The 11,475-nt window shown below is 50.7% G+C and carries 14 protein-coding genes; all 14 read left to right on the top strand.

Annotated elements, in window-relative coordinates; genetic code table 11:
- The first annotated feature begins 197 nt into the window (after nucleotides 1-197).
- Nucleotides 198-1,565 carry a germination protein YpeB gene (gene ypeB / locus RW092_RS04460; RefSeq protein ID WP_016311773.1) on the top strand — a complete coding sequence of 456 codons (1,368 nt, stop codon included), beginning with the start codon at nucleotides 198-200 and terminating at the stop codon, nucleotides 1,563-1,565.
- Between the two features lie 149 nt (nucleotides 1,566-1,714).
- Complete coding sequence (locus RW092_RS04465; RefSeq protein WP_316009645.1) at nucleotides 1,715-2,368, top strand: flagellar brake protein; 654 nt, start codon at nucleotides 1,715-1,717, stop codon at nucleotides 2,366-2,368.
- A 105-nt stretch (nucleotides 2,369-2,473) separates the two neighbouring features.
- A complete protein-coding gene (locus tag RW092_RS04470; RefSeq protein WP_316009631.1) occupies nucleotides 2,474-2,683 on the top strand; it encodes a hypothetical protein in 210 nt (69 codons plus the stop codon).
- A 116-nt stretch (nucleotides 2,684-2,799) separates the two neighbouring features.
- Entirely contained in the window at nucleotides 2,800-3,498 is a 699-nt protein-coding gene (gene cmk, locus RW092_RS04475) for a (d)CMP kinase (RefSeq protein WP_085169674.1), read from the top strand.
- A gap of 6 nt (nucleotides 3,499-3,504) precedes the next feature.
- On the top strand, nucleotides 3,505-4,086 hold the full coding sequence (locus tag RW092_RS04480; protein ID WP_085278515.1) for a lysophospholipid acyltransferase family protein: 582 nt from the start codon (nucleotides 3,505-3,507) through the stop codon (nucleotides 4,084-4,086).
- 199 nt (nucleotides 4,087-4,285) lie between these two features.
- Nucleotides 4,286-5,521: a 30S ribosomal protein S1 gene (gene rpsA / locus RW092_RS04485; protein WP_016311778.1), complete on the top strand. Its 1,236-nt coding sequence runs from the start codon at nucleotides 4,286-4,288 to the stop codon at nucleotides 5,519-5,521.
- Nucleotides 5,522-5,717: 196 nt separating this feature from the next.
- Nucleotides 5,718-7,040, top strand: coding sequence for a ribosome biogenesis GTPase Der (gene der, locus RW092_RS04490; RefSeq protein ID WP_085169672.1), 1,323 nt, complete (start codon nucleotides 5,718-5,720; stop codon nucleotides 7,038-7,040).
- A gap of 11 nt (nucleotides 7,041-7,051) precedes the next feature.
- Entirely contained in the window at nucleotides 7,052-7,663 is a 612-nt protein-coding gene (gene plsY / locus RW092_RS04495) for a glycerol-3-phosphate 1-O-acyltransferase PlsY (protein WP_316009632.1), read from the top strand.
- Nucleotides 7,656-8,696, top strand: a complete 1,041-nt coding sequence (locus RW092_RS04500) for an NAD(P)H-dependent glycerol-3-phosphate dehydrogenase (RefSeq protein WP_016311781.1) — start codon at nucleotides 7,656-7,658, stop codon at nucleotides 8,694-8,696. The genes plsY and RW092_RS04500 overlap by 8 nt, the downstream gene beginning before the upstream one ends.
- A 304-nt stretch (nucleotides 8,697-9,000) precedes the next feature.
- Entirely contained in the window at nucleotides 9,001-9,273 is a 273-nt protein-coding gene (locus RW092_RS04505; RefSeq protein WP_016311782.1) for a stage VI sporulation protein F, read from the top strand.
- 144 nt (nucleotides 9,274-9,417) lie between these two features.
- Nucleotides 9,418-9,597: a DUF2768 family protein gene (locus RW092_RS04510; protein ID WP_009225869.1), complete on the top strand. Its 180-nt coding sequence runs from the start codon at nucleotides 9,418-9,420 to the stop codon at nucleotides 9,595-9,597.
- A gap of 40 nt (nucleotides 9,598-9,637) precedes the next feature.
- Entirely contained in the window at nucleotides 9,638-10,273 is a 636-nt protein-coding gene (locus RW092_RS04515) for a nucleotidyltransferase family protein (protein WP_316009633.1), read from the top strand.
- 10 nt (nucleotides 10,274-10,283) lie between these two features.
- On the top strand, nucleotides 10,284-10,634 hold the full coding sequence (locus RW092_RS04520) for a 2Fe-2S iron-sulfur cluster-binding protein (RefSeq protein ID WP_085169669.1): 351 nt from the start codon (nucleotides 10,284-10,286) through the stop codon (nucleotides 10,632-10,634).
- Between the two features lie 37 nt (nucleotides 10,635-10,671).
- Nucleotides 10,672-11,433, top strand: a complete 762-nt coding sequence (locus RW092_RS04525) for a DUF3939 domain-containing protein (protein WP_316009634.1) — start codon at nucleotides 10,672-10,674, stop codon at nucleotides 11,431-11,433.
- The last annotated feature ends 42 nt before the right edge of the window (nucleotides 11,434-11,475 follow it).

The following is an 11,475-nucleotide window of genomic DNA, read 5'->3' on the forward strand; positions in this document are numbered from 1 at the left end:
CAGCGGAGCGTAGCCGGAGGCTACGTGAGCAGCGGAGAGCCCGGGTGAATCCGAGATCCGATGCCGAATAGGCTCCAAAGCATAGGCTTCGTGATCGGAAGACAGCTTTTTGAACTACCTTATTCTAATGCATAAAGTTCTTTCCTTCTTGTCACACTAATCCCAACCTAGTTGAAGAAGGGAGAGAGCTAAGCCCAATGTACAAACGACTGAGTGCGATTCTGTTCCCGGTGACCGCTGTGCTGTTGATCGGCGCCCTGGTGTGGGGGTATCAGGAGAACCAGGAGAAAAACTCGATTCTGATCAAGGCGGAAAACCAATATCAGCGGGCGTTCCATGATTTGTCGTATCACGTGGACAAGCTGCATACGGAATTGGGCAACACCTTGGCGGTAAACTCGGCCTCCACCGGTGCCCAACGTAAAGGGCTGGTGAATGTATGGCGCATCACGAGCGAGGCGCAGAACGAAATTAACCAGCTTCCGTTAACCTTGCTCCCGTTTAATAAGACGGAAGAGTTTCTATCTCGGATCGCGAAGTTCTCGTATCAGACTGCGATTCGCGATTTGACGAAACAACCTCTAACCGAAAATGAGATGAAAAATCTAAAAGAACTGTACAAAAGTTCGGCGCAAATCGCCCAAGACTTGCAAGGCGTACAGAACAAGGTTATCGCGAATCGCCTGCGCTGGATGGACGTCGAGACGGCGCTGGCGAGTGAGAAAGAACCGAGGGACAATACGATCATCGATGGCTTCAAAACCGTAGATAAAAAGGTTGGCGAATACCCTGAGCTGGATTGGGGACCGTCCATCTCCAGCATGTACAATAAACGTTCGGTGAAGAAGCTGGGCGGACGTCCGATCACCGTTGAGGAAATTAAACGTAAAGCTGCGAAGTTTACGGGCGTACAAAGCCAAGAGAACATCCAAGTCGTAGAGAACGGGAAAGGAACGGAGTGGGCTTCCTATACGGCTAACCTGAAGAATAAAAAAGGTGACGAGTCTTGGTCGCTTGATTTTACCCGTAATGGCGGTCATCTAATCTCCTATGTATACCATCGCCCAATTGGACCGAAAGCCGTGGACGTAAGTACCGCAAAACAGCGAGCTAAAGAATTTTTGGAAAACAAAGGGTATCCAGGGCTAGCGGCCGTTTCTTATGATGAGTTCGATAATGAAGGAAACTTCACGTTCGTCAGCAAGCAAGACGATGTGCTGATTTATCCGGAGAAAATTACGATCCGTGTTGCCCTGGATAACGGGCAAGTGACCGGGATGCAGGCCAGTGACTACGTGTATGAACGTGAAAGCCGGGAAAAGGTCGGAAAACCGAAACTGACCTTGCAGCAAGCGCGTAAATTTTTGAATCCGGAGTATAAGGAGAAATATCATCGTCTTGCGCTCATCGAGAACGAGCAGTCAGAGAAGGTGCTAACTTACGAATTTGGCGGTTCAATTAACGGATCGCAGTACAAAATTTTCATCAATGCCGAGAACGGCAATGAAGAGATCATCGAAGAGATTCGCACCCGCAACAATCAAGGAGAAACGAAGTCTTCTTGATGCTCTGTGCAGCAGCTTCAAAGGAATGTTCCGGTTGTCCGGAAGATTCCTTTTTGCTTTTTTTAACGAATTAATTAAGTCCAGCCGCCTCGCGCCGTGCTATAATCATTAGCATAGTAGTACAACCATGACATAGGACGGTGGCAACCTTGTTTCCTAAAGTGAACGATCTCGTATACATTCAAGTCGCTTCGGCGGAGAAGCCAAACGATGAGAAGGAATGTAAATCACGGATCGCGGACGTGGAAGAAGAATCGTTTTTGATCGAAGTACCGATCGAGACCGAGAGCGGACGCATCAAAAAGCTGTACATCGGGGACGAATTATCCGTGTATTTCCTGACGGAAAACGGAGTGAAAAATTACTTTAGTACATACGTGCTCGGGTTTGCCGACGACGTTGTTCAATTAGTGCGAATTCGCAAGCCTGACCCAGAAACGATTACGAAAATCCAACGGCGCAATTTTTTGAGAGTGGTCGCACAATTAGAAATCGCTGTGCTTATGAAGGACGGCGTGCGCTTTGTTACATATACGGAGGATGTTGGCGGAGGAGGAGTCTCGTTCAGCTGCAGCAACGAATTTAAGCTGGCTCAGGGGGATCATCTCTTCTGCTGGCTGCTCATCCCGTTCAAGAACGGTACGATCGACCATGTGCCTTTTGAAGCGGAAATTGTTCGAATGAAGAAGCTGGAGACCGGGCGCACGATTGTCATGCTGAAATTCGTAAGCATTTCGGACCTTGAACGGCAAAAGCTGATACGATATTGCTTCGAGCGGCAGTTTGATTTTAAAAATCGCTGAGTTTCTCCTTGTATAAACGTATTTCTGATTTCCCAATATGGATAAGCTATACATGAACGCTTTGAAATCGATCTATGTTTGTGTGCTGCCAGGGAGGAAATCGAAATGAAAAAAGCGAAAGACGACGAAATTTACACCGAGCTGTTTTTGTCATTCTCGGGCAAGGCAGAAAGATGGATCAAAAGGAGTTTACTGGTTTTATTGGCAGCATTATGTTTATTTCAACTCTTGCTGCGGATTCCAGAATTGCGATATGTACTAGCCTCAGCAGACAAATATGAAGGGGTGCCCATCCACAGAGAACAAAGGAATTGATCGGGAAAAGCAGGCGCGTTTCTTTTGCATCCCTTTGTTATCTGTGGTATAATTTTCACGTCGCAGGCAATGCCTGCTTTTTTCTTGAGGATTTGTTTTTGAGGAGGAATGCCCCTTTGGCAAGCGAGACGTCAACAACCCACGACAAAATCAACATCGCCATCGACGGTCCTGCGGGGGCAGGGAAAAGTACGATTGCTCGCATGGTTGCTGGTAGACTACATTATGTCTACGTTGATACTGGGGCGATGTACCGGGCGGCAACTTGGTATTTTCTGCAGCTAGGGATCGGACCAGATGAGGTGGACAAAGTGCTGCAGCATTTACCTGATTTGAATATCGAATTGCTGCCTGGAGAACAGGGGCAACAGGTCCGGGTGAACGGTCGTGACGTCACGGAAGAGATTCGCTCGTTAGCCGTCAATGCCCAAGTGTCTCGATATGCGCAAATCGAGGGGCTGCGCGATCGGCTTGTCTCATTGCAACGGCAAATGGCTTTGCGCAAAGGCGTCGTCATGGACGGACGTGATATCGGCACTTGCGTATTACCTGATGCGGAAGTGAAAGTGTTCATGACCGCGAGCGTTGAGGAACGGGCACGTCGGCGTTACAAGGAAATGAAGGAGCAGGACAAGATCTCCTTCGATGAACTTGTGCGATCGATTGAAGAGCGAGATCGGCTGGACCGGGAGCGGGAGGTTTCTCCGCTGCGGCAGGCAGAAGATGCTCGACTGCTGGATACGACGCAGATGTCCTTGGACGAAGTGGCCGATCACATCATCGCCATGTGCAGTACTTATGGAAGTGAGAGTTGAGCCTGGATGATCTATCGTTTTTGTCGCAGTGTGCTTCGCGTCCTCTACAAGCTGTTGTATCGCTTAGAGGTAAGCGGCTTAGAGCATATTCCCAAAGAGGGCGGAGTGCTCTTGTGCTCCAACCATATAACTTTGCTTGATCCGCCGACCATCGGCATTATGGTGGAACGCAAGGTGCATTTTATGGCCAAGCAGGAATTGTTCAGCATTTTCGGCTTCAGTTGGCTGATTCGACAGCTAGGCGCTTTTCCTGTGAAGCGGGGAGGCGTAAGCAAAGAATCGATCAAAACTGCGCTGAACTTGCTCCGTAACGGCCACGTTATTGGGATCTTCCCGGAAGGCCGTCGGGTGAAAGACGCCGAAGCCAATGTGATTGGCAAGAAAGGTGCGGCAACGTTCGCGCTTCGTAGTGACGCAGCAGTGATTCCGGTGGCGATTATTGGCACTTATAAATTGTTTCGGAAGATGCGTGTCGTCTACGGACCGCCGGTGGATCTGACGGAGTTCAAGGAGAATGGCGGACCGGACGCAGCCGAGCGAGCCACGGAGAAGATCATGGCCAGCATTGCCGAACTGAAGAAACATTAATTTTTCATGCCTTTACCAGATGAGATGCATGAAGGCTTATCACATTTGGGAAGCTATACCTTAATGGATTGTTTTGAACTTCGCTACAAGTGGAAGCTCAAAAAGTCAATTTTTTACTTAGCGATCGAAAGCTGGCTTTTTGAACAACCTTTAGAGCGGGTTTAAATAAATGGGTTTTTGAATTGAGGAGGTTATTGACATGTCGGAAGAAACAAAAAATGTTCAAGAGGCAGCGGAAGTCGCTAGCCAAGATGAAATGGAGCAAATCGTCTCTTTGAAAAAAGGGGACACCGTCAAAGGAACGATCGTCAAAATCGAAGATAACCAAGCTTATGTAAGCATTGGATATAAATATGACGGTGTAATTCCTATTCGCGAGCTGTCCTCCGTACATCTCGACAATGCGGCGGATGCTGTGCAAGTAGGCCAAGAAGTAGAAACGAAAGTGGTCAGCATCGACGACGAGAAGGAACGCCTGGTGCTCTCCAAACGTGCGATCGACAGCGAGAACGCTTGGGAAGAGCTGGAGAAGAAGTTCCAGAACGGCGAAGTATTCGAAGTTACGGTTGCCGACGTCGTCAAAGGCGGAATCGTCGCTGACGTAGGCGTGCGCGGCTTCATTCCGGCATCGATGGTAGAACGTCACTTCGTTGAAGACTTCAGCGACTACAAAGGCCGCACGCTGCGCGTCAAAGTGAAAGAACTTGATCGCGAGAACAACAAAGTGATCCTCTCTCAAAAGGATGTACTTGATGAAGAGTTCGAAGCGAACAAGCAAAAAGTGATGGCTGAATTGAAAGAAGGGCAAGTGCTGGAAGGCACGGTTCAACGCTTGACTCAGTTTGGTGCATTTGTTGACGTAGGCGGCGTTGACGGATTGGTACACGTATCCGAAATCGCATGGAACCATGTTGACAAACCTGCTGACGTCCTGTCCGAAGGCGACAAAGTGAAGGTGAAAGTGCTCAAAGTTGATCCGGAAAAAGGCAAAATCAGCCTTTCGATCAAGGCAGCACAACCAGGTCCTTGGGATACAGCGGCTGAGAAATTCCACACCGGTGACATTGTAACGGGCGAAGTTAAACGATTGGTGAACTTTGGTGCCTTCGTTGAAATCGCACCGGGGGTAGAAGGACTCGTTCATATCTCTCAAATTTCGCATAAGCATATCGGAACTCCGCATGAAGTGCTGAAAGAAGGACAAACGGTACAGGTGAAAGTGCTGGACGTGAACCCTAGCGAGAAACGGGTAAGCCTCAGCATTAAAGAAACGGAAGAAGCTCCGGCTCCTGCACCGAAGAGTGAAAGACCTTCCAAAGGCAGCAGCGTGAGAAAAGAAGACCTGGGCGACAACCCTAACGTATCGCTGAGCAATCAAGGCTTGAGCATCACGCTGGGCGAACGCTTTGGCGACAAACTCAGCAAACTGAAATAATCAGGTTTTAGTGGCTCGAACATCGGCGGACCCTGAAGAAGCGGGTTCGCCGTTTTTGTTGTTGACCGTTAGCCAAGCTTTCTTTTTTTTGCTATGATGATTTACGTGTATCTGTAAATAAACGTGTGAAGCCTATCCTATATAGCGTATCGATTCAATTTTGAAAATCCGAAAATAAGTATTAGGAGGGATGTCAATGGCAAGACCCGTTGTGGCTATCGTTGGGCGGCCGAATGTGGGGAAATCCACAATATTTAACCGGATAATCGGAGACCGCCTGGCCATCGTGGAAGATAAGCCCGGGATTACGCGCGACCGGATATATGGCGCGTCAGAATGGAACGGAAAACCGTTCAGCATCATCGATACGGGGGGGATTGAGCTCGACGACCAGGAACCCATCCTCAAATCGATCCGGATGCAGGCCGAACTCGCAATCGAGGAAGCCGATGTCATTGTATTTATGTGTGACGCCAAGGCTGGCGTGACTTCTTCGGACGAGGAGGTCGCCAACTTGTTGTACCGGTCAGGCAAACCGGTTATTGTCGCGGTGAATAAGGTGGATAACATCGGCCGGATCGACAATATTTATGAGTTCTATAACCTCGGCTTTGGTGAGCCGATTGGGGTATCGGGCAGCCATGGCACAGGGATCGGTGATTTGCTGGATGCGATCGCAGATAATCTGCCTGAGCTCGCGGATGACGAATACGATGATGACGTGATCCGGGTTGCTTTGATTGGTCGTCCAAACGTTGGGAAATCCTCGTTGGTGAACGCCATTCTCGGGGAAGAGCGAGTCATCGTCAGCGATATCGCCGGAACCACCCGTGATGCAATTGATACGCCGTTTGAGAAAGACGGTCAACGGTACGTCCTGATCGATACCGCAGGGATGCGCAAACGCGGGAAGGTCTATGAAACGACGGAGAAGTACAGCGTGATGCGCGCCATGAAAGCGATCGAGCGGGCGGATGTGGTACTGGTTCTGATTAACGGAGAAGAAGGAATCATCGAGCAGGATAAGCATATCGCGGGATACGCTTACGAAGCTGGTAAAGCTTCTATTTTCGTTGTGAATAAATGGGATGTGGTTGAGAAGGACGATAAAACCATGCACCAATTTGAGCAAAAAATCCGCGACCACTTCTTGTTTATGACGTATGCCCCGATTGTTTTCCTGTCGGCTAAAACGAAGCAGCGTTTACATAAACTGTTGCCGGTGGTTCAGCACGTCGCGGATCAGCATGCGAAGCGCGTGCAGACCCATCTGCTCAACGATGTTGTGTCGGATGCGATCGCCATCAATCCTCCGCCTACAGACAAAGGGCGGCGCCTGCGAATTAATTACGTCACGCAGGTTGCGGTGAAACCGCCGACCATCGTGGTGTTTGTTAATGATCCAGAGCTGATGCATTTCTCTTATGAACGGTATCTGGAGAACAAAATCCGGGCAGCGTTTGATTTTGAGGGAACGCCAATCCGGCTGTTTACGCGGCGCAAGTCTGATGAAAGTTAGGGGAGAATAAGGTGATTTTACCCGTTATAGCTGTAATTGTTTGTTATTTGCTTGGCTCGGTTAGCTTCAGCGTCGTGCTGGCGAAAGCTTTGAAAGGCATCGATATTCGCCAGCACGGCAGCGGTAATGCGGGGGCCACGAATACACTGCGCGTACTAGGTAAAGGCCCGGCAATTCTCGTTCTGGCTCTGGATGTGCTTAAGGGGATTGCCGCCGTTTGGATCGGCCGCTGGCTGGGCGGCGGCGTTGATTGGATCGCCTCGCTGTGCGGCATCGCAGCCATCGTCGGCCATAACTGGCCGCTGTATTTCCGCTTTCGTGGCGGAAAAGGGATTGCCACCACGATTGGCGTGATGGCGACCTTGTTTTTCTTCCCTGCGTTGTACGCGGGGATCATTGCGATATTATCGATTGTTATTACCCGGTACGTCTCGCTTGGTTCGCTTATCTTCGTCTTCTTGACGCCGATTTTTCTGGCAGTCTCCAGCGAATTCGGCCCTTATTTCTGGGCGAGTCTGGTCATCTGTGTGTTTGCCTTCTGGAGACATCGCACGAATATTGTGAAGATCGTGCACGGCAAGGAAAATAAGCTGGGATCCAAAGGAGGAGATCGCGTTGTCTAATAAAGCCGCCGTGCTGGTGGCGGGCAGTTGGGGAACGGCACTCGCCAGTGTGCTCGCCGACAAAGACATGGAAGTTGCCTTGTGGACACGTAACGAAGCCCAACAGGATGAAATCAATACGAAACATCGGAATGAACGTTTTTTGCCTGGTGTGGACTTGTCACCTCGCCTTACGGCAACTACGGATTTGGAAGCTGCAGTGACCGGCGCGAAAGCAATCGTAATGGTTGCGCCGTCCTCAGCAGTCCGTGAGGTTGCTCGATCGCTGAAGCCCTTCTGGCATGAGGATATGCTGCTTGTACACGCGACCAAGGGCTTTGAGATTGAGAGCATGAAGCGGATGTCGACGGTGATTGCGGAGGAGCTCGGCTGTGAGGAAGGTCGGATTGTAGTCTTGTCCGGCCCCAGCCATGCGGAGGAAGTGGTGAAACGCTGCCCTACGACCGTGGTCGTGGCTTCACAGGTTGAGGCTCAAGCGGAAAAGGCTCAGGACTTGCTCATGAACCCGTATTTCCGCGTCTACACGAACCGGGATATGGTAGGCGTAGAGCTTGCCGGGGCATTGAAAAACATCATCGCATTAGGAGCTGGAATGTCCGATGGACTAGGTTACGGAGATAATGCCAAAGCGGCGTTACTGACCCGTGGTCTTGCGGAAATTACGAGGGTCGGCGTTGAAATGGGAGCGAACCCGCTTACCTTTGCCGGTCTGGCCGGGATCGGCGACCTGGTCGTGACCGCAACCAGCCGACACAGCCGGAACTGGCGAGCCGGGTTTATGCTAGGGGAAGGCAAACCGTTGGAGGAAGTTCTATCCCAGATGGGCATGGTTGTGGAAGGCATTCGTACAACGAAAGCGGCCCATGCCATCTCGGAGAAGTATCAGGTGCAAATGCCGATTGCGGCTCAGCTTTATCACGTGCTGTTTGAAGGGTTGGACCCGCGCACTGCGGTCGAAGCACTCATGGGACGCGACCGGAAAACAGAGATGGAAGTCATGTCCCTAGAAACCTGGGAACAATGGCACACCTGAGAGGTAATTCAAAAATTCGACTTTTGATCACGAAGCGTGCTCACAGTAGCCGATTCGACATCGAATCTTGAATTCACCCGGGCCTTCCGTTGCTCACGTAGGTCTGCCTACGCTCCGCTACTCAGTCCCGGCTTCATCCAACCTTCTCGGTGCTGAAAAGCCGATTTTTGAACCTTGATTGAAATTGGGGTTACTAGACACGGCTTTTGATCACACCGCTATAGCCCGTTTTGTTGGGGGAATATCACCTTTGCTTCCGCCCTCTCATACATTGGTTGAAGAGGACAACGGAGGAGGCGAAAGCGTGAGCAAGATATCCAAAGAGGCCTTGAATGCCATCAACAAGAAGACGGGTAAAGCGATTTCGGAAAGTTCGGTCAAGAAGCTGGCCAGCACCGTAAAGCCATCCACAATGCAAAATGAAGCCGAACTACGGAAGCTGATTAAGCAAGTTTCGGCGATGGCGAAAGTTCCCGTGTCGGAAAGCACGATTCAAGAGATCGTGAACGCCGTGAAAAAAAGCGGGATGAATCCGTCCAATATGGAAGCCTTAATGAAGTTAATGCTAAAAAAATAAAAAAGGTGATCCTTATTGCGCTTAAGCTCTGCGGCCGTCTGCCGTGGGGCTTTGTTTAGTTTAGGCAAGCGCGTAGCCGGAAAGACCGCATAATGCTATAATATGGATCATATTAAAGCAAAAAATAGTAGGTGAATTCAACAGATGGATGCAATGACGAAGATGTGGCTATCGATTGCCGCCGTTTTGATCATGGGGGTTTCGGTCTTTTTGATCACATTTGCACGGACGAAAACCAAAGGGTGGATTAAGGGCATCTTATCACTCCTCGCCTTTTTTATTATGCTGGTGGGCTTTTTGACCGGGCTTGTGTCGATTACTTGACAGCACCTCTACACCACTGAACCAAGAGAAGAGGAGATCTATGCAACAACAAGATAGCAAAGCCTATGCCGATTTAACCGAAGATCTATGCAAGTTGGCTGAAAGCTGCGGAATGGAGGGCAACTGGCTGCTAGGAGGCAGCTGCGGATTGTGGCTCCAGGGCGTTGAGCTTGCGACAGTTCCGCGGGATATCGACGTCTATGCAGATCTGGTGACGGCTGACCGGCTGCACGAGCGGCTCAAGTCGTTTGCGACGGACCGGCCGCGTCATGACCAAAGCGGAATTTATACCTCCAGGTTAAGCCATTATCGGATCGGGGAGTCGACGATTGAGCTCGTTGGCGGATTTGAAGTCCATACTAACGGGGCGTTCTATCGGACGGAGATCGAAGCCGTGTTGGCGCCGGTTGCGCAGCGTGTGAAGCTTCGTGATAGCGCTTTATGGGTCATGCCGTTAGCCCATGAATTGGTGTTCAACCTCTTGCGCGGGCGCCCGGATCGCTATTTGCCGATTGCGGGGATGATGCGTAATGAACCGGATCGACATCTGCCGCTATTGGACGAGCTGCTGAAACGGAACGAATGGTCGGCGGAGTGGGTTGGACGGATGGCGGAGTTGTTGGATCGCCCGCTGCTCTCCCGGCCATGGCGCGAATATCGCGGCGGGGAGGCTTAAGGAACAGATCGTGGAAGGACGTATTACGTTTCTGCCTTCGGGGAAGACCGTTCAAGTCCGGCCCGGCACCTCGGTTCTCAGGGCTGCCCGCAGCGCCAGAATTCATCTAGCGACGCGATGCGGGGGGAATGCCGGCTGCCTCATGTGCAAAGTTCAGGTCGATGCGGAACATGCTGACGCGTTAACTCCTCCGAGCGATGCGGAGCGCCGCAAGCTTGGCCCGCTGCTAGAGCAGGGGACGCGACTGGCCTGTCAAGCGAAGATCCGGGGGAATGCGGTCGTTCAGCTGCCGGAGGATCCCCTTAAAGCGGCGATTCGCAAGCAACTGGAACGGCAACGGGAAGAGGAGGAACTATGGTGATGGCAAGTACGGATGGGGATAAGGTGAGATTTTCAACATGACGAAGTACCTTTTTTTGAAGCAAACCTGCTGGAGATCGACGGCGCTGATTGTCATATTGGTGTTAACGACCTCTCTGCTATCAGGCTGTTTATACCGCGGCGAGAGGCAGCAGGGCGGTCCGGTTTCCTATATTGAGAGCGTGGACCGGGTTCAACGGGCGATTGACCGTTTTCAGGAAGATAAGGCGATTCTGCCGATCATTACGGCTGGGGAGGATACTCCCCGATACGAGAAATACAAGATCGATTTGAACCAATTGAAGCGGGAAGGTTATTTGGATGAGCTACCGGCAGCGGCCTTTGAGCAGGGCGGAAGCGTCTATTTTCTCGTCATCGATGAAGAAACGGATCCTACGGTCAAAGTAATGGATTTAAATACGGTTCAGAAGGTGAACGACGTCCAGCACAAAGTGCTGAGCTACCGTACAAGTCACAGTAATGCACTCCCGGGCGAGGCTGAGGCTGAGGGTGAGGTCTATCCAGGTCTGTATACGGTGAATCTCTCATTGCTTAAGGCCGACAGCTTGGCATTGACCAGTGTCTACTCTGGAGAAACTCTGTCCTACCTGATGGACAAGCAAGGCAATGTGTATGTGAATTACGCTTTTGATATTATGCAGGCGATCGATCAGTCTGGGAAAACGCCGCAAGGTGACGAAGATTTGCGCACCTGGTTGACGGATCGCTCCGCATTCGTACCGGTGAAGTCGCTGCCTTACCGTTGGAACGGAAGCGAACCCGTACCCTATCTCAATTAGGAAGAAGCCTCTCGAATGATTTCGGGAGGTTTTTTCTTTTCT

The sequence above is a fragment of the Paenibacillus sp. 3LSP genome (assembly GCF_032465655.1).
GTDB lineage: Bacteria > Bacillota > Bacilli > Paenibacillales > Paenibacillaceae > Fontibacillus > Fontibacillus barengoltzii.

What these genes read in the sequence shown, in the direction of transcription:
- ypeB (WP_016311773.1), top strand. Translation starts at nt 198, where the DNA reads ATGTACAAACGACTGAGTGCGATTCTGTTCCCGGTGACCGCTGTGCTG.
- RW092_RS04470 (WP_316009631.1), top strand. Translation starts at nt 2,474, where the DNA reads ATGAAAAAAGCGAAAGACGACGAAATTTACACCGAGCTGTTTTTGTCA.
- RW092_RS04480 (WP_085278515.1), top strand. Translation starts at nt 3,505, where the DNA reads ATGATCTATCGTTTTTGTCGCAGTGTGCTTCGCGTCCTCTACAAGCTG.
- rpsA (WP_016311778.1), top strand. Translation starts at nt 4,286, where the DNA reads ATGTCGGAAGAAACAAAAAATGTTCAAGAGGCAGCGGAAGTCGCTAGC.
- der (WP_085169672.1), top strand. Translation starts at nt 5,718, where the DNA reads ATGGCAAGACCCGTTGTGGCTATCGTTGGGCGGCCGAATGTGGGGAAA.
- RW092_RS04510 (WP_009225869.1), top strand. Translation starts at nt 9,418, where the DNA reads ATGGATGCAATGACGAAGATGTGGCTATCGATTGCCGCCGTTTTGATC.
- RW092_RS04515 (WP_316009633.1), top strand. Translation starts at nt 9,638, where the DNA reads ATGCAACAACAAGATAGCAAAGCCTATGCCGATTTAACCGAAGATCTA.
- RW092_RS04525 (WP_316009634.1), top strand. Translation starts at nt 10,672, where the DNA reads ATGACGAAGTACCTTTTTTTGAAGCAAACCTGCTGGAGATCGACGGCG.